The following is a 19,448-nucleotide window of genomic DNA, read 5'->3' as shown; positions in this document are numbered from 1 at the left end:
CCTTAAAGGCGCTACGTCGTCGCCCCGGCCGCCAGATGCTCGCCGAAGAACGCGAAGACGCGGTTCCATGCGTCGTCGGTGGCGGCCTCGTCGTAGCCGAAACCCGTGATGCGAAGCAGCGGTTGGGCGGGAAGGGTATTGGCGAAACTGTGCCCGACGCCGGGGTAGACCTTGGTGTCGGTGGTGATCTGCTTGGCCTCGGTCGCCGCTCGGAATTTCTCCGGCGCTCCGCGCCCCAGCGGGTCGCGGCCGCCGAAGCTCGCGACGATCGGGCATGCGCCGTCCAGGGTCTTGTCGAGGTTGCGCGGCAGGGGAGTTCCGTAGAACGGCGCCGAGGCACCAAAACCCTTGGGCGACATGACGAGGGCGAAATGGCCGCCCATGCAGAAGCCCGCGATGCCGACCTGCCCCGAGCACTCGGGCAGCGCCTTGAGGTAATCGCGCGCCGCCAGGATGTCGTCCAGGGCGCGGCCCCGCTGCGCCTGCATCTCCCGCATGACCCGGGTGATGCAGCGGATGCGGCCACCGCGGGCGTACATGTTCGGAGTGATGGCCACGTACCCGCCCCGGGCGATGCGCGCGTTGGTCGCCTGCTTGTCCCGGCCGTAGCCGAACGCGTCGTGGATCACCACGACGCCCGGCCACGGGCCTTGTCCCTGCGGAACGTCCAGCAGCGCATCGATCGGTCCGTCGGGGGTGTCGATCTCAATCGTTGTCATAGCGTCATCTAACTGCAGCCGGGACGGACGCCACCAGGGGAACTCCGGGACCGCCCGCAGACGTTGCCGTGACATGTTGTCCCGGCTGTTGTTGATTTACGCGGTCGTCGAGCTGGCGGTGGTCATCGCCCTGGTCTCGACGGTCGGATGGGGCTGGACTCTGCTGGCGTTGCTAGCCACCTCCCTGCTCGCGTGGGGTGTGCTGGCGCCGATGGCGGGATCGCAACTCGTCCGCCAGCTCCGGCAGCTGCGCTCGGACCCCAGCGCGCTGAGCGACGGGACGATGGTCACGCTGGCCGCCGTCCTGATCCTGGTCCCGGGGCTGGTGACCACGGCGTTGGGGCTGTTGCTGCTGGTTCCGCCGATCCGCAAGCTCGCGCGCCCCGGCCTGGCCGCGCTCGGGGTGCGCGGGTTGCGGCGGCGGATGCCGCTGATCACCGACGCGAGGCTGTTCGGCACCGACGGCCGCCGGGGCTATCCCGGCGACGGCCCCGCCGACTACATCGACGGCGAGGTCGTCGACGTGCGGGAGTTCCGGGCGCCCGCCCTGCCGACCGAGATGCGCGGGGGATTCCCCGGACACCCGGGGTGGGATTGACCGCAAACGGCGGTCGCCGCACGTAGTTTTGGCCTGTGCCATCTGCTGATCGTCCGCCTCCTCAGCAGTCCACCACGCTGCTGGTCAACGGCCGGGTGCACAGCCCGACCCACCCCGACGCGACCGCGATGGCGGTGCGCGGTGGCGTGATCGCCTGGCTGGGCAGCGACGACGTCGGGCGCGGCCAGTTTCCCGGCGCCGAGGTCGAGGACCTGGACGGCGGCTTCGTGGCGCCGGGATTCGTGGACAGCCACATCCACCTCACCGCGACCGGCCTCACGCTCAGCGGCCTGGACCTGCGGACCGCCGCGTCGCGCGCCCGGTGCATCCAGATGGTCGCCGACTACGCCGCGGCCCACCCCGGCCAGCCGGTGTGGGGGCACGGCTGGGACGAATCGTCGTGGCCGGACAACACCCCGCCGGCCACCGCCGAACTGGACGCGGTCCTCGGGGACCGTCCGGCCTACCTGGCCCGCGTCGACGTCCACTCCGCGCTGGCCTCGACGGGGCTGCGGCGGCTGGTCGCGGACCTGCCCGCGGCGGCCGGCTTCGCCCCCGCGGGGCCGCTGGTCGGCGACGCCCACCACCTGGTCCGGGCGGTCGCCCGCGACCTGCTGACGCCCGGGCAGCTGGCCGAAGCCCGGGCCGCCGCCCTGCAGGCCGCCGCGGCGGCCGGCATCGTCGCGGTGCACGAATGCGCGGGCCCGGAGATCGGCGGGCTCGACGACTGGCTGCGGCTGCGTGAACTCGCCCACGGCGTCGAGGTGATCGGCTACTGGGGCCAGGCGGTGACCACGGCCGCCGAGGCGCGGGCGCTGACGAACGAGACGGGGGCGCGCGGGTTGGCCGGCGACCTGTTCGTCGACGGGGCGCTCGGATCGCACACGGCCTGGCTGCACGAGCCCTACGCCGACGCGCCGGATCGCGTCGGCACCTGCTACCTGGACCCCGACGCCATCGAAGCCCATCTGCGGGCGTGCACCGAGGCGGCGGTGACGGCCGGTTTCCACGTCATCGGCGACGCCGCGGTCTCGGCGGCCCTCGCCGCATTGGAACGGGTCGTTGCCGACCTCGGGGTCGCCGCCGTCGCGCGCTGCGGGCACCGCCTCGAGCACGTGGAGATGGTCGACGCCGAGCAGGCCGCCAAACTGGGTGCGTGGGGCGTCATCGCCAGCGTGCAGCCCAATTTCGATGCGCTGTGGGGCGGCGCCGACGGCATGTACGCGCGGCGACTGGGCGCCGAACGAGGCGCGCTGCTCAACCCGCTTGCGCTGTTAGCATCCCAAGGCGTGCCCCTCGCGCTAGGTTCCGACGCCCCGGTGACGGGCCTTGACCCGTGGGCGAGCGTGCGCGCGGCGGTCAACCACCACACCCCCGGCAGCGCGGTGTCGGCGCGGGCCGCATTCGCCGCCGCCACCCGCGGCGGCTGGCGGGCGGCCGGCGTCCGCGACGGGCAGACGGGCACCCTGGCGCCCGGCGCGCCGGCCTCGTACGCCGTGTGGGACGCCGGGACCCTGAACGTCCACGCGCCCAGCGACGCCGTTCAGCGCTGGTCGAGCGATCCGCGCTCCCGGGTGCCCGCTTTGCCGCGCCTGGGGCCCTCCGACGCCCTGCCGCGCTGCCGTCGAACCGTCCACCGAGGCGCCGTCGTTCATGGCTAGGGAGTGGTTCGGACGCGAGGAGCGACCCGACCAGGATCCGGAGCCCACGCCGGTCTCCGAGGACCCGATCAGCGAGGAGGCCGAATCCGACCGCGACGAAGAGCCGCTCGAGGTCCGCGTCGCGCCGGAGGAAGCGGCGTCCGACGCACCGAGTCGGGCCGATCGGCTGGGCAAGCTCACGCGCCGGGCGCTGGCGGGGCTGGCCGCGGCTGCGGCAGCGCGGCTGCCCGGGGCCCGCGCCGCGCTGCTGCCGCGGCTGCCGCGACTTGCGCTCGCCATCATGGGTGGCCTGCTGCTGTTCACCAGCTTCCCCGTCATGAATTGGTGGTGGGGCGCCGTCGTCGCCGCGGCGTTGCTGGGGTGGGTGCTGACGCGTCCGGCCACCACAACGGCGGGTGGTTTTGGCTACGGATTCGTCTTCGGCCTGGCCTGCTATGTCCCGCTGGTGCCGTGGATCAGCCTGCTGGTGGGCGCCGTCCCCTGGCTGGCGTTGGCGACGACGTGCGCGCTCTTTCCCGGTCTCTTCGGGTTGGGCGCCGTCGTCGTGCGGCGGCTGCCCGGCTGGCCGGTCTGGTTCGCGCTGCTCTGGGCCGGCCAGGAGTGGCTGAAGTCGGTCTTCCCGTTCGGCGGCTTTCCCTGGGGTGCGGTGGCGTTCGGTCAGACTCAAGGTCCGTTGTTGCCGTTGGTCCAGCTCGGCGGGGTCGCACTGCTGTCCACCGCGGTCATGTTGGTGGGGTTCAGTGCCACCGCGATCGCGCTGGAGATTGTCAAGTGGTGGAAAACGGGTCACGGCCCCCAAGGCACGCAAACCCCGGGGCCGCCACCCGCCGTGGTGCTGCCGGGCGTCTGCATCTGCCTGGTGTTGTTCGCCGCTGTCCTCGTCTGGCCGCAGGTGCGCCACGCCGGCGCCGGGGCGGGTGGGGACCCCTCGGTCACCGTCGCGGCGGTACAGGGCAATGTGCCGCGGCTGGGTCTGGACTTCAACGCGCAGCGCCGCGCGGTGCTGGACAACCATGTGCGGGAGACCCTGCGGCTGGCCGAGGACGTGCGTTCGGGGGCGGCCCCGCAACCCCAGTTCGTGATCTGGCCGGAAGATTCCTCGGACATCGACCCCCTCACCAACGCCGACGCCGCCGAGCAGGTCGCGCGGGCCGTCGCCGCGATCGGCGCGCCGATATTGATCGGCACGGTGCTCGACGTGCCCGGGGGCAAGCCGGACACCTACACCTACACCAACACCGTCATCGTGTGGAACCCGGTCAGCGGGCCGGCCGACCGCCACGACAAGGAAATCGTGCAGCCGTTCGGTGAGTACCTGCCGATGCCGTGGCTGTTCAAGCATCTCTCCGGGTATGCCGACCGGGCCGGCCACATGGTGCCCGGCAAGAGCAGCGGAGTGGTGCACATCGCGGGGGTGCCGGTCGGGGTGTCCACCTGCTGGGAGGTCATCTTCGATCGGGCCCCGCGCAAGGCGGTCCTGAACGGCGCCCAGCTGCTGGCGGTCCCCAGCAACAACGCCACCTTCAACCAGACGATGAGCGAACAACAGCTGGCGTTCGCCAAGGTCCGCGCGGTGGAGCACGACCGCTACGTCGTGGTCGCCGGCACCACCGGGATCAGCGCGGTCATCGCCCCCGACGGCGGCGAGCTGGCGCGCACCGACTTCTTCGAGCCCACCTACCTGGACATGCAGGTGCGCCTCAAGACCAAGCTGACGCCGGCAACCCGCTGGGCCCCGATCTTGCAGTGGGCTTTGGTGCTGGCGGCCGGAGCGGCGATCCTGGTAGGGATACGGCACAATGGATGGTTCGTGCGTCCGGTCCGCCTGAGGTCGCGGCCCCGCGGTGGATCGGAAGACGCCGGCGAACCCCCGCCCGACGAGGGCGACGCCCAGACCGCGCAAGACGCTGCGCCGGACGAGGGCGGCGGTGACGACACTCCGCCCGACGAGGGCGGGCAACCCGATTTCGGGCGAGACAGAGGAGCTACATGACCACCGGCCAGCCGGCGCCCCGGGTCCCGGGCAGCCGTCCCAGCGAGCGCGTCCTGGTGATCATCCCGACGTTCAACGAGCGGGAGAACCTGCCGGTGATCCATCGGCGGCTCACGGCCGCGTGCCCGGGCGTGCACCTGCTGGTCGTCGACGACAACAGCCCCGACGGCACCGGGCAGCTCGCCGACGAGTTCGCGGCGGCCGACCCCGAGCGCGTGCACGTGATGCACCGCACCGCGAAGGACGGCCTGGGGGCGGCGTACCTGGCGGGATTCGCCTGGGGTTTGGGCCGGGACTATTCGGTGCTCGTCGAGATGGACGCCGACGGCAGCCACGCGCCCGAACAGCTGCACCTGCTGCTGGATGCGGTCGACGCCGGTGCCGACGTGGCGATCGGTTCGCGCTATGTCGACGGGGGCGCGGTGCGAAATTGGCCGTGGCGGCGCTGGGCGCTGTCCTGGACGGCCAACACCTACGCGCGGCTGGCGCTGGGCGTCGGCGTCCACGACATCACCGCCGGCTACCGGGCCTACCGCCGCGAAGTCCTCGAGACGATAGGCCTCGACGGCGTGGACTCCAAGGGCTATTGCTTCCAGATCGACCTGACCTGGCGCAGCGTGTGCAGCGGGTTCGTCATCGCCGAGGTGCCGATCACCTTCACCGAGCGGGAACTCGGTGTCTCCAAAATGAGCGGATCGAACATCCGCGAGGCGCTGGTCAAGGTCACCCGATGGGGCATCGAGGGGCGAACGAACCGTCCTCGCGCGATCCGCGCCAACAACCGCAGTTAGCGGCGGCGCGGCCGCAGGTCAGCCGCGGCGGCGCGACCTGATCAGGTCGAGGCGCTCCTTGAGCAGCTCTTCGAGCTCTTCGACCGAGCGACGTTCCAGCAGCATGTCCCAGTGGGTGCGCGGCGGCTTGACCTTCTTCGGCTCGGGCAGGTCGCCCTCGATGAGGGTGCCCTCCATGCCGTTGCGGCACAGCCAGGTGCCGGGGATGTCTGCGTCATCGGCGAAGGGGACCTCGAACTCTTCGCCGTTCTCGGTGCGATACCGCGCGATCTGGCGCGGCGCGAGGTCGTGGTTGCGGTCGGTCTCGTAGCTCACGGCTCCAAGGCGACTGCCTCTCAGAACGCGATCGGCCATGCGTGCTACTCCTTTGGGTGCTACGGGCTGTGGTGCAATTCAGTTCCGCTTAAGCAAACGATATGACGGTCGGCGTAGTTCCCGGGCCGACACGCGGCATACGCGACGCGACCTTCAATGATACCGGGGATGTGAAAGGCGGCCGACTACAGTCGGCAGGCGTGACCCGCCGCTCCCACCCCCAACCGTGCCGCTGGTGTGGTCGAGACGTGACCGACGCCGGCATGGGGCGCCGCCGCCAGTACTGCCGCCAGTCGTGCCGGCAACGCGCCTATGAGCAACGCGCCTCGTTGACCCGGGGCTTGACCGCCGAAGGGGCCGGCGCCCTGCCCGCCGACGCGGTGGTGCTGTCGGCCGACGATGCGGCCGACCTGTCGGATCGCGTCTACCAGGTGCGATGCGCGGCCGAGGACGTCGCCACCGCACTGGACGAGGGGGCCGGGGCGAGGGAACTGCGCGACCTGTGCGACGTGCTGATCCGGGCCGCCCGCGCCGCCGACGGATGGCGCCGAGCGGCCGTCTAACCCGGTTTGACCACCACCGATGGGCAGCCGAGTACAGTCGCGCCATGGGCGGCGGACCGGCCGTACGCGGGCGTACAGGCGAAGCCGGTCCTCCTCTAGCAGCCGGGAGCGTCGGACGTTTTTGAAATCGTGCCGGAGTTGGCCATACTCACGAGCGACATTCTCGGGTCGGAGAGCAGCACGACGCTGGTCGAAAAATCCACGAGACCGAATCATGCAGCAACGTCCGTGACTCGGCCGGGACGCTCGGCCGGGACGTTCGGCAAGGCCGCATCCGGCGGCGACACGACGGCCACCTGCCGGGTGAGGGTTAGGCGAGGTTACTAGATGGTGGACCAACTCCAGCATGCGACCGAGGCGCTGCGCAAAGCGCTGGTCCAGGTGGAACGCCTGAAGCGCACCAACCGCGCGCTGCTGGAGCGGTCGAGCGAGCCGATCGCCATCGTCGGCATGTCGTGCCGCTTCCCCGGCGGGGTCGAGACCCCGGAAGACCTGTGGCGGATGGTTGCCGACGGCCGCGATGTGATCACGGAGTTTCCCACCGACCGCGGCTGGGACGTCGCGGGACTGTTCGACCCGGATCCCGACGCGCGCCACAAGACCTACGCCCGCACCGGGGGTTTCGTCGACGGAGTCGCGGACTTCGATCCGGCATTCTTCGGGATCGCGCCCAGCGAGGCGCTGGCGATGGATCCCCAGCACCGGATGCTGCTGGAGCTGTCCTGGGAGGCCTTGGAGCGGGCCGGGATCGATGCGGCCGGGCTGCGCGGCAGCGCCACCGGGGTGTTCGCCGGGCTCATCGTGCAGGGCTACGGCATGTTGGCCGAGGAGATCGAGGGCTACCGGCTCACCGGGATGACCTCCAGCGTCGCCTCGGGGCGGGTCTCGTATGTGCTCGGCTTGGAGGGCCCGGCGGTGTCGGTGGACACGGCGTGCTCGTCGTCGTTGGTGGCGTTGCACATGGCGGTGCAGTCGCTGCGGACGGGGGAGTGCGACCTGGCGCTGGCCGGCGGCGCGACCGTCAACGCCACGCCCACCGTCTTCGTGGAATTCAGCCGGCACCGCGGGCTGGCGCCGGACGGGCGCAGCAAGGCCTACGCCGGCGCCGCCGACGGGGTGGGCTGGTCCGAGGGCGGCGCCATGCTGGTCGTCGAGCGGTTGTCGGACGCCCAACGGTTGGGTCACCCGGTGTACGCGGTGGTGCGGGGCTCCGCGGTCAACCAGGACGGCGCGTCCAACGGGTTGACCGCGCCCAACGGCCCCTCGCAGCAGCGCGTGGTGCGTGCCGCGTTGGCCAACGCGGGATTGTCGACGGCCGACGTGGACGTGGTCGAGGGCCACGGCACCGGCACCACATTGGGGGACCCGATCGAGGCCCAGGCGCTACTGGCCACCTACGGCCAAGATAGGGCGGAGCCCGGAGAACCTCTGTGGCTGGGGTCGATCAAGTCGAACATGGGCCACACGCAGGCCGCCGCGGGCGTGGCCGGCGTCATCAAGATGGTGCAGGCGATGCGCCACGAGACGTTACCGGCGACGCTGCACGTGGATCAGCCCAGCCCGCACGTGGATTGGTCGGCGGGGTCGGTGTCGCTGCTGACCGAGGCGCGCCCCTGGCCGGCCGGCGGCCGGGCTCGCCGGGCGGGTGTGTCGTCGTTCGGGATCAGCGGCACCAACGCGCACGTGATCGTGGAGGCCGTGCCCGCGGTCGAGCCGCGGCAGGCACCCCCCGGGCGCGGGGCGCTGCCGTGGGTGGTGTCGGCAAAGTCGGCCTCGGCGTTGCGATCTCAGGCCGGCCGGCTGGCCGCGCATGTGCGCGCCCACGGCGATCTCGACATCGCCGATGTGGCGTGGACGCTGGCGGGCCGGTCGAGCTTCGAGCATCGGGCCGTCGTTGTCGGCGGCGATCGGGATCGGTTGCTGGCGGGCCTCGACGAGCTGGCCACCGACGAGCCCGTGTCGGTCGTTCGCGGCGCCGCCGCGCCGGCGGGCAAGACCGTCTTCGTCTTCCCCGGACAAGGCTCCCAATGGCTGGGCATGGGTATCGAATTGCTCGACGCCGCACCGGTGTTCGCGCGCCAGATCGAGGCGTGTTCGGAGGCTTTCGCCGAGTTCGTCGACTGGTCGCTGACCGATGTCCTGCGTGGCGCGCCCGGCGCCCCGGGCCTGGATCGGGTGGACGTCGTGCAGCCGGTGCTGTTTGCGGTGATGGTGTCGCTGGCCGAACTGTGGAAGTCGGTCGGCGTGAATCCCGATGCCGTGATCGGGCACTCGCAAGGCGAGATCGCCGCGGCTTATGTCGCCGGCGCATTGTCGTTGCGCGACGCCGCGCGGGTGGTCACGCTGCGCAGCAAGCTGCTGAGGTCGCTGGCCGGCCCCGGCGGCATGCTGTCCATCGCGTGCAGCACCGAGCGTGCCCGGGAATTGCTGGCGCCCTACGGCAATCGGGTCAGCATCGCCGCCGTCAACGGCCGGTCCGCCGTCGTGGTGTCCGGCGACGTGGCCGCCCTGGACGAACTCGTCGCCTTCTGCGCCGACCTGGAGCTGCGCACGCGGCGGATCGACGTGGACTACGCGTCGCATTCGGTCGAGGTCGAGGCGATTCGCGGTGAGCTCGCGGAGGCGCTGGCCGGTATCGAGCCCCGCTCGTCGCGCACGGCCTTCTTCTCGACCGTGACCGGAAACCGTTTGGAAACCGCGGGATTGGACGGCGAATACTGGTACCGCAACATCCGGCAGACCGTTCAGTTCGACCAGGCGGTGCGCAGTGCATGCGAGCACGGGTACCGGACTTTCATCGAATCCAGCCCGCATCCCGCGTTGATCGCCGGGATCGAAGACACCGCCAATGATTGCGCAGCCGGCGACACCGAGGCCATCGTCGTCCCCACCTTGGGTCGCGACGACGGCGGGCTGGAGCGGTTCCTGACCTCCGCGGCCACTGCGTTCGTCGCGGGAGTGAGCGTGGATTGGCGGGGCGTGCTCGACGGGGCAGGCTTCGTGGAGCTGCCGACGTATGCCTTTGACCGGCGGCGGTTTTGGCTGTCCGGGGAAGGTATCGCCGCCGACGCCGCGGGCTTGGGACTGGCGACCAGCGAGCACCCACTGCTGAGCGCGGTCGTCGAGCTGCCGGCCTCGGGCGGGGTGGCGCTGACGGGCCGGTTGGCGCCGAGCCTGCAGGGGTGGCTGGCCGACCACGCCGTATCCGGTGTCGCCGTGTTCCCGGGTGCGGGGTTCGTGGAGTTGGCGATCCGCGCCGGCGACGAGGTCGGTTGCTCGACGGTCGATGAACTGACCCTGCGGGCGCCGTTGATGTTGCCCGCCAAGGATTCCGCATCCGGCTCGGTAGCGGTGCAAGTGGTGGTGGGGACCGAGGAAGAAGACGGCCGCCGCAGCGTGTCGATTTTTTCGCGCCACGATGCCGGCTCCGGCTGGGTATGCCACGCCGAGGGCATCCTCAGCACCGGGTCGGTCGAGCCGGGAACGGATCTGTCGGTGTGGCCACCGGCGGGCGCGGTCGCGGCCGATCCGGCCGACGGCTACGAACGGCTGGCGGCGCGCGGGTACGGCTATGGCCCGGCGTTCAGGGGACTGACCGCGACGTGGGTGCGCGGCGACGAGGTGTTCGCCGAGGTGCGGCTGCCGGACGCCGCCGGGGACGTCAACGGATTCGGTGTGCACCCGGCTTTGCTCGACGCAGCGCTGCATGCCCTGGTGATGGGCCGCCAAATCGCGGGCCAGACCGACGAAGTGGTGTTGCCGTTCTCGTGGGAGGGCGTGTCGTTGCATGCCGCGGGCGCGTCGGCGGTGCGCGCGCGCATCGCGCCGGCGGGAGCTTCAGCGGTGTCCATCGAACTCGCCGACGGGCTCGGACTGCCGGTGCTGTCGGTGCGGGCGATGGCGGCCCGTCCGGTGAGCGAGCAGCAGCTGCGGGCCGCGGTGTCCGGCGCGGGCCCGGACCGGCTGTTCGAGGTGAGCTGGTCGCCGGCGAAAGCGATCGTCTCCAACGACAAGCCGCCCGCCCACGAAGTGTTGGAATCCCTTGCCACCGGTCGGGATCCGGTAACGCAGACGTATGAGCGCACGCACCAGGCGCTGGCCGCCGTGCAATCGTGGTTGACCGAGCACGACTCCGGCGTGCTGCTCGTGGCGACCCGGGGGGCGGTGGGGTTGCCGGGTGAGGACGTCACCGATTTGGCCGGCGCGGCGGTGTGGGGGCTGGTGCGGTCGGCGCAGACCGAGCACCCCGGCCGCATCGTGCTGGTGGATTCCGACGCGCCGCTGGACGATGGCGCGATAGTCACCGTGCTGGCGGTCGGCGAGCCACAGGTGTTGCTGCGTGGCGGCACCGCTTATCTCGCGCGTGTGCGGGGCAGCCGCGCGGTCGACGGCATCATGGCCCCGCCCGCGGACGGGCCCTGGCGGCTCGGCATCAGCAGCGCGGGCACCTTCGAAAACCTGCAACTGGAGCCGGTTCCCAACGCCGACGCCCCGCTGGAGCCGGGCCAGGTTCGGGTGGCGCTGCGCGCCATCGCCACCAACTTCCGCGACGTCATGATCACGCTGGGCATGTTCACCCACGACGCCCTGCTCGGCGGCGAAGGCGCCGGTGTGGTGGTCGAGGTCGGGCCCGGCGTCACCGAGTTCGCGGTCGGCGACTCGGTGTACGGATTCTTCCCCGACGGCAGCGGCACGTTGGTGCCCGGCGACGTGCGCCTCCTGGTGCCGATGCCGGACGACTGGTCCTACGCCCAAGCCGCCGGCATCTCGGCGGTCTTCACCACCGCATACATGGCGTTTATCCACCTGGCCGAGGTTCAGCCGGGACAGCGGGTGCTGGTGCACGCCGCCGCCGGCGGCGTGGGGATGGCCGCGGTTCAACTGGGCCGGCATCTGGGCCTGGAGGTGTTCGCCACCGCCAGCCGCGGCAAGTGGGACACGTTGCGGGCCATGGGCTTTGACGACGACCACATCTCTGACTCCCGCAGCCTGGAGTTCGAGGACAAGTTCCGGGTCGTCACCGGCGGCCGAGGCATGGACGTGGTGCTGGACTCCCTGGCCGGCGAATTCGTCGATGCCTCACTGCGGCTGGTCGCCCCCGGCGGCATGTTCTTGGAGATGGGCAAGACCGACATCCGCGACCCCGGTGCCGTCGCCCGGGAATACCCGGGTGTGCGCTACCGCGCCTTCGACCTGTTCGAGCCCGGCCGTCCCCGGATGCAGCAATGGATGCTGGAGCTCGCCGGGTTGTTCGACGCCGGGATCCTCAAGCCGTTGCCGGTCACGACGTTTGACGTGCGACGCGCGCGCACCGCGCTGCGCTACCTGAGCCAGGCCCGCCACATCGGCAAAGTCGTCATGACCGTGCCATCCGGGCCAGGCGCCGGGCTGGCTGCCGGCACCGTGCTGATCACCGGCGGAACCGGCATGGCGGGTTCGACACTGGCCCGTCATCTGGTGGCGCACCACGGCGTTCGGGACCTGGCGCTGCTGAGCCGTCGCGGCGCCGACGCGCCCGGCTGCGCCGAACTGATCGTCGAGCTGGAGGCGGCCGGGGCCCGGGTGCGGGCGGTCGCATGCGATGCGGCCGACCGCGACGCGCTGGCGGCGGTCATCGCCGATATGCCGCTCTCGGGTGTCATCCATGCGGCGGGCGTGCTCGACGACGCGATGGTCACGTCGCTGACGCCGGAGCGCATCGACGAGGTGTTGCGGGCCAAGGTCGACGCGGCGTGGAACCTGCACGAATTGACCCGCGATCTGAATCTGTCGGCGTTCGTGATGTTTTCGTCGATGGCCGGACTGGTGGGTTCGTCGGGTCAGGGCAACTACGCGGCGGCCAACGCCTTCCTGGATGGGCTGGCCGCGCATCGGCGGGCGCACGGGCTGCCCGCGATGTCGCTGGCGTGGGGGCTGTGGGATCAAGCCAGCGCCATGACCGGTGGGCTGGACGCCGCCGACCTCGCTCGGCTGGGTCGCGACGGGATCCTGGCGCTGTCGTCGGCCGAGGCCATGGAGTTGTTCGACACCGCGTTGATCGTCGACGAGTCCTTCCTGGCACCCGCCCGCATCGATCTCGGTGCGCTGCGGGCCCACGCCGTCGCCGTACCCCCGATGTTCGCCGATCTGCTCAACGCCCCGACCCGGCGCCGGGTCGACGACACCCTGGCCGCCGCGAAGTCGAAATCGGCTCTCGCGCACCGCCTGCACGGGCTGCCGGAAGCCGAGCAGCACGCCGTGCTGCTGGACCTGGTGCGCTCGCACATCGCCACGGTACTGGGCAACACCAGCCCCGAGGCGATCGACCCGGACAAGGCGTTCCAGGAGTTGGGCTTCGACTCGCTGACGGCGGTCGAAATGCGTAACCGGCTCAAAAGCGCGACGGGGCTGGCCCTTTCGCCAACGCTCATCTTCGACTACCCGACGCCCAACGGCCTGGCCAGCTACATGCGCAGCGAACTCGCCGGACTGCCGCAGGAAATCAAACAGGCCCCCGCCGTTCGCGCCACCGCCGACGATCCCATCGCGATCGTCGGCATGTCCTGCCGCTATCCGGGCGGAGTGAATTCCCCCGACGACCTGTGGGACATGCTCACCGGGGGCCGCGACGTGCTCTCCGAATTCCCGAGCGATCGCGGCTGGAACCTGGCCGGGCTGTACCACCCCGACCCCGACGTTCCGGGCACCTGCTACACCCGCACCGGCGGCTTCGTGGACGGTGTCGCCGATTTCGACCCGGCCTTCTTCGGCATCACGCCCACCGAGGCGCTGGCGATGGATCCGCAGCAACGGCTGTTCCTCGAGTTGTCCTGGGAAGCCCTGGAGCGCACCGGAATCGAGCCCGGTGGCTTGCGCGGCAGCGCCACCGGCGTGTTCGCCGGGGTGTACACCCAGGGCTATGGCATCGGCGCCGCGCCGGCCGCGGAGGGCTTCCGGCTCACCGGGCAGTCGTCGAGCGTCGCGTCGGGGCGTATTTCCTACGCGCTGGGGCTGGAGGGCCCGGCCGTCTCGGTGGACACGGCGTGCTCGTCGTCGTTGGTGGCGTTGCACCTGGCGGCCCAATCGCTCCGTTCGGGCGAGTGCGACCTGGCCCTGGCCGGCGGCGTCACGGTCAATGCCACGCCGGACATCTTCGTGGAGTTCAGCCGCATGCGCGGGTTGTCGGCGGACGGCCGCTGCAAGGCCTACGCGGGCGCGGCCGACGGCACCGGATTCTCCGAGGGCGGCGGCATGCTCGTGGTGGAGCGGTTGTCGGACGCGCAGCGGCTCGGGCATCCCGTGCTGGCGGTGGTGCGGGGTTCGGCGATCAACCAGGACGGCGCCTCCAACGGGTTGACCGCCCCCAACGGCCCCTCGCAGCAGCGGGTGGTGCGCGCCGCGCTGGCCAACGCCGGGTTGTCCGCGGCCGAGGTCGACGCGGTCGAGGGCCACGGCACCGGAACGACTTTGGGCGATCCCATCGAGGCCCAGGCGTTGTTGGCGACCTACGGTCAGGATCGCAGCGAGCCGCTTCGGCTGGGGTCGATCAAGTCGAACATGGGTCACACGCAGGCCGCCGCGGGCGTCGCCGGGGTGATCAAGATGGTCCTGGCGATGCGCCACGAACTGATGCCCGCCACATTGCATATCGACGAGCCCAGCCCGCATGTGGATTGGTCGGTGGGCTCGGTGTCGTTGCTGACCGAGGCCCAACCCTGGCCGGCTACCCGAGCGCGGCGCGCCGGCGTGTCGTCGTTCGGCATCAGCGGCACCAACGCCCACGTGATCATCGAGGCCGCCCCGGTCGAGGCCGCGCCCGCCCCGGAACGGCCCGGGCTACCGGTGCTGCCGTGGCCGGTCTCGGCGAAGTCATTGTCGGCGTTGAGCTCTCAGGCCGCCCGGCTGGCCGGGCACCTACGCGAGCACGGCGAGCTCGACGTGGCCGACGTCGCGTTTTCGCTGGCGGGCCGCTCACACTTCGAGCATCGGGCCGTGGTCGTCGGTGCCGACCGCGACCAATTGCTGTCCGGCCTCGACGAGTTGGCCGCCGGCCGGGCCGCCACGGTCGTCCAGGGCACGGCGACGCCCGGCAAGACTATCTTCGTCTTCCCCGGCCAGGGCTCCCAGCTGCTCGGCATGGGAATGGAATTGCACGCCGCATATCCGGTATTCGCCGAGGCGTTCGACACCGTGCTGGGCGAGCTGGACCAGCACCTGTTGCGGCCGCTGCGGGACGTCGTGTGGGGCGGGGACGAAAACCTGCTGCACACCACCGAATACGCGCAGCCGGCCTTGTTCGCCATCGAAGTCGCCCTGTTCCGGCTGCTCGAATCCTGGGGTGTGCGGCCCGACTTCGTCCTGGGCCACTCGATCGGTGAGATCTCCGCCGCACACGTCGCCGGCGTGCTGTCGCTAGAGAACGCGGCGGTCCTGGTCGCCGCCCGGGGCCGCTTCATGCAGGCGCTGCCGGCGGGTGGGGCGATGATCGCCGTGCAGGCCGCCGAAGCGGAGGTGCGGCCGCTGCTGACCCCCAGCGTGGGTATCGCGGCGGTCAACGGGCCGGCTTCGGTGGTGATTTCGGGCGCGCAAGAAGCAGTGGCCGCGGTGGCCGATCGGCTCCGCGCCGACGGGCGCCGCGTGCACCAACTCGCCGTGTCCCACGCCTTCCACTCCCCATTGATGGACCCGATGATCGACGAATTCGGCACCGTCGCGGCCGGACTGGCCGTCGGCAAGCCCACGCTCCCGATCGTCTCGAACGTCACCGGGCAGCTGGCGGGCGACGACTTCGCCTCGGCGGCGTACTGGAAGCGGCACGTCCGGGAGGCGGTGCGATTCGCCGACAGCGTGCGCTTCGTGCACTCGGCCGGTGCCAACCGGTTCCTCGAGGTCGGCCCGAGCGGCGGGCTGACGGCGGCGATCGAAGAGTCGCTCCCGGATGCCCCGATCACCATCATGTCGGCGCTGCGCAGGGACCGCCCGGAGCCGGCGACCCTGACCAACGCCGTCGCGCAAGGGTTCGTCGCCGGGATGGACGTGGACTGGCGCGCCGCACTGGGGACCGGCAGCTTCGTCGAGTTGCCCACGTACGCCTTTGAACGGCGGCGCTTTTGGCTTGCCGGCGATGGCGCCCCGGCCGACGCCGCCGGGCTGGGGCTGGCCGCCGGCGAACACGCCTTGCTGGGGGCGGTGGTGGAGCTGCCCGGCTCCGGCGGCGTGGTGCTGACCGGTCGATTGTCCCCGACCGCGCAGGGCTGGCTCAACGATCACGCCGTCGGTGGCGTGGTGCTGTTCCCCGGTGCGGGATTTGTCGAGCTGGCGATCCGCGCCGGCGACGAGGTGGGCTGCGGAATCGTCGACGAGCTGAATTTGGCCGCGCCGCTGGTGTTGCCGGCCGGTGGCTCGGTCGCGGTTCAGGTCCTGGTCGGCGGCCCGGACGATGCGGGTGCCCGCGCGGTGTCGGTGTTCTCACGCGCCGAGGCGGGGTCCGGCTGGTCGCTGCACGCCGAGGGTGTCCTGCGTGCGGGGTCGGTGCAGCCGAGCGCGGACCTGTCGGCGTGGCCGCCGGCGGGGGCCGTCCCGGTGGATCTCGGCGACGGGTACGAGCAACTGGCCGAGCGCGGCTACAGGTACGGGCCCGCATTCCGCGGCCTGACGTCGATGTGGCGCCGCGGCGACGAAGTCTTCGCCGAGGTCGCGCTGCCCGAGGACGCCGCGGTGTCGGTGACCGGGTTCGGGGTCCACCCCGCGATGCTCGACGCCGCGCTGCACGCGGTGATCCTGGCGTCGGACGATGGCGAGCTCGCAGCGGGTTCGATGCTGGTGCCGTTCTCCTGGCAGCAGGTGTCGTTGCATGCCGCCGGCGCGGCGGCGGTGCGGGCGCGGATCGTGCCGGTGGGCCAGTCGGCCGTGTCGATCGAGCTGGCCGACGGGTTGGGGCTGCCGGTGCTGTCGGTGGCGTCGATGGTGGCCCGGCCGGTGACCGATCAGCAGCTGCTGGCCGCGGTGTCGAGCTCGGGGCCGGACCGGCTCTTCGAGGTCACCTGGTCGGCCCAGCCGCTGTCCGCGGTGCAGCCGGTCTCGGTGTCAGCCTGGGGGACAGCGGAATTGGACAGCGCCGAGGCCGAACGGGCGGCGGTGCTGTTCGAATCGGCGCCGGTGGCCGGCGACGTCGTGACGGAGGTATACGCGGCCACGCGCGCGGTGCTGCCGGTGCTGCAGTCGTGGTTGGCCCGCGACGGGGCGGGGACGCTGGTGGTGTCGACCCGCGGCGCAATGGCGTTGCCGGGGGAGGACGTCACCGATCTGGCCGGCGCCGCGGTGTGGGGTCTGGTGCGGTCGGCGCAGACCGAGCATCCCGGCCGAATCGTGCTCGTCGACACCGATGCCCCGCTGGATGCCGACGCGGTCGCCGCGGTGCTGGCGGCGGCCGAGCCGCAGGTGGTGCTGCGCAATGCGACGGTCTACACCGCGCGGGTGCACGGCAGCCGCGCGGTCGGCGGTCTGTTGGTGCCGCCCGACGACGGGCCGTGGCGGCTCGGCATGAGCAGTTACGGCACCATCGAGAACCTGCGGCTGGAGCGGATCCCCGATGCCGACGCGCCGCTGGCCCCCGGTCAGGTTCGGGTTGCCTTGTCGGCCATCGCCGCCAACTTCCGCGATGTCATGATCGCGCTCGGACTCTATCCCGACCCCGAGGCGGTCATGGGCATCGAGGGCTCCGGCGTCGTCATCGAGATCACCTCGGCTGAGGGGCGTTTCGCGGTGGGCGACCGCGTCATGGGCCTCTTCCCGGACGGCACCGGGACGATCGCCACCACCGACCAGCGACTGCTCGCCAAGGTGCCGGCCGGATGGTCGGACACCGCTGCCGCGACCGCCTCGGTCGTGTTCGCCACGGCCCGCTACGCGCTGGTCGACCTGGCGGGCGCGCGGCCCGGCCAGCGGGTGTTGGTGCACGCCGCCGCCGGTGGGGTCGGGATGGCCGCCGTGCAACTGGCCCGCCATCTCGGTCTGGAGGTCTTCGCGACGGCCAGCCGTGGCAAGTGGGACACGCTGCGGGCCATGGGCTTTGACGACGACCACATCGCGGACTCCCGCACCCTGGAATTCGAGGAAAAGTTCCGCGCGGTCACCGGTGGGCGAGGCGTGGACCTGGTGCTCGACTCGCTGTCCGGCGATTTCGTCGACGCTTCACTGCGGCTGGTTGCCCCCGGTGGGGTGTTCCTGGAGATGGGCAAGACGGACATCCGCGAGCCCGAGGCCGTCGCCCGCGACCACGCCGGTGTGCGCTATCGCGCCTTCGATCTCTTCGAGGCCGGACCGGAGCGCATCGCGCAGCTGCTCGACGAGTTGACGGCGCTGTTCGGCGAGGACGTGCTGCAACCGTTGCCGGTCACCAGGTTTGACGTGCGCCGCGCACCCGCGGCCCTGCGGTACCTGAGCCAGGCCCGCCACGTCGGCAAGGTCGTGATGAGCATGCCCGACGCCTGGGCGGCGGGCACGGTCCTGATCACCGGTGCCACCGGCATGGCGGGTACGGCGTTGGCGCGCCACGTCGTGTCCCGGCACGGCGCGCGCAACCTGGTGCTGATCAGCCGGCGCGGGCTGGACGCGCCGGGCGCCGCGGAGCTGGTGACCGAGCTGACCGCCGCCGGCGCCCAGGTGCAGGTGATCGCCTGCGACGCGGCGGACCGCGAGGCCGTTGCGAAGGTGCTCGCCGATATCCCGGTGCAACGACCGCTGTCCGGAGTGATCCACGCGGCCGGGGTCCTCGACGACGCGGTGATCTCGTCGCTGACGCCGGAACGCGTCGACGCGGTGTTGCGCGCCAAGGTCGACGCGGGGTGGAACCTGCACGAGCTCACCCGCGACCTCGATGTGTCTGCGTTCGTATTGTTTTCGTCGATGGCCGGGCTGGCGGGCGCGTCCGGCCAGGCCAACTACGCCGCGGCCAACTCCTTCCTCGACGGGTTGGCCGTGCACCGGCGGAGGCAGGGGTTGCCGGCGATATCGCTGGCCTGGGGCCTGTGGGATCAGACCAGCGCCATGACCGGCGCGCTGGGCACCGCGGACCGTGCCCGGTTCGGACGGGACGGCATCGTCGCGATGTCCTCCGATGAGGCGCTGGATTTGATGGACACCGCCCTGATCGTCGACGAGCCGTTCATGTTGCCCGCCCACATCGACCTCGCGGCACTGCGGGTCAAGTTCGACAACGGCACGTTGCCGCCCATGTTCGTCGACCTGATCAACGCGCCGACGCGACGGCAGGTTGACGACTCACTGGCCGCGGCGAAGTCGAAATCGGCTCTGCTGCAGCGCCTCGAAGGGCTGCCCGAAGACGAGCAGCAGGAGGTGTTGCTGGACTTGGTGCGGTCCAACATCGCCACGGTGCTGGGCAACTCGAGTCCCGAATCCATCCACCCGGACCGGGCGTTCCAGGAGTTGGGTTTCGACTCGCTGACCGCCGTCGAAATGCGCAACCGGCTGAAATCCGCGACGGGACTCGCGCTTTCGCCGACGCTGATCTTCGACTATCCGAACTCGGCCGCGCTGGCCGGCTACATGTATCGCGAGCTCGTCGGCTCGTCGGAACAGCAGGCCCCGGCCGCCGCGCCCGGAGAGGCTGAAATCCAGCGCGTGGTGGGGTCCATCCCCGTCAAGCGGCTGCGCCAGGCCGGAGTGCTCGAACTGCTGCTCGCGCTGGCGAACGAGGCCGACAGCGGCGGCCCGGCACCCGCCGCGGCGACCACCGAAACCGACATCGCGGGCATGGACCTCGACGCGCTGGTCAACGCGGCCCTGCTGAACGAGGACGACGAGTAGC

Annotated in this window: 6 protein-coding genes and 1 pseudogene; 5 read left to right on the top strand and 2 right to left on the bottom strand. The window is 71.3% G+C overall.

All coding sequences use genetic code 11. The annotated features are described in order from the left end of the window. Nucleotides 1–11: 11 nt before the first annotated feature. Nucleotides 12–719, bottom strand: a complete 708-nt coding sequence (locus A5787_RS19090; protein WP_066969803.1) for a dienelactone hydrolase family protein — start codon at nucleotides 717–719, stop codon at nucleotides 12–14. Between the two features lie 73 nt (nucleotides 720–792). Between A5787_RS19090 and A5787_RS19085 the strand changes: the two genes are divergently transcribed. The 3 genes and pseudogenes from A5787_RS19085 (at nucleotide 793) to lnt (ending at nucleotide 5,762) form a co-directional block, all read left to right on the top strand. After that, nucleotides 793–1,317, top strand: a complete 525-nt coding sequence (locus tag A5787_RS19085) for an FxsA family protein (RefSeq protein WP_066969801.1) — start codon at nucleotides 793–795, stop codon at nucleotides 1,315–1,317. Between the two features lie 128 nt (nucleotides 1,318–1,445). Next, nucleotides 1,446–2,978, top strand: coding sequence for an amidohydrolase (locus tag A5787_RS19080; protein ID WP_066969889.1), 1,533 nt, complete (start codon nucleotides 1,446–1,448; stop codon nucleotides 2,976–2,978). Further along, a pseudogene (gene lnt, locus A5787_RS19075) lies at nucleotides 2,971–5,762 on the top strand (apolipoprotein N-acyltransferase). The gene A5787_RS19080 and the pseudogene lnt overlap by 8 nt, the downstream one beginning before the upstream one ends. Nucleotides 5,763–5,780: 18 nt before the next feature. Here lnt and rbpA read toward each other — a convergent pair. Beyond that, nucleotides 5,781–6,116: an RNA polymerase-binding protein RbpA gene (gene rbpA / locus A5787_RS19065; RefSeq protein ID WP_066913172.1), complete on the bottom strand. Its 336-nt coding sequence runs from the start codon at nucleotides 6,114–6,116 to the stop codon at nucleotides 5,781–5,783. A 161-nt stretch (nucleotides 6,117–6,277) separates the two neighbouring features. Here rbpA and A5787_RS19060 point away from each other — a divergent pair, with 161 nt between their 5' ends. Further along, nucleotides 6,278–6,640, top strand: a complete 363-nt coding sequence (locus A5787_RS19060) for a hypothetical protein (RefSeq protein ID WP_082977320.1) — start codon at nucleotides 6,278–6,280, stop codon at nucleotides 6,638–6,640. A gap of 327 nt (nucleotides 6,641–6,967) precedes the next feature. Beyond that, nucleotides 6,968–19,447 (top strand): type I polyketide synthase, encoded by a 12,480-nt coding sequence (locus tag A5787_RS19055; RefSeq protein ID WP_066969795.1) that lies wholly within the window; start codon nucleotides 6,968–6,970, stop codon nucleotides 19,445–19,447. Nucleotide 19,448: the final 1 nt, after the last annotated feature.

The sequence above is a fragment of the Mycobacterium sp. 852002-50816_SCH5313054-b genome, from assembly GCF_001667185.1.
In the GTDB taxonomy this organism is placed as follows: Bacteria; Actinomycetota; Actinomycetes; order Mycobacteriales; family Mycobacteriaceae; genus Mycobacterium.
The sequence above is the reverse complement of the archived record's forward strand: the minus strand, read 5'-3'. Positions and strand labels throughout refer to the sequence as shown.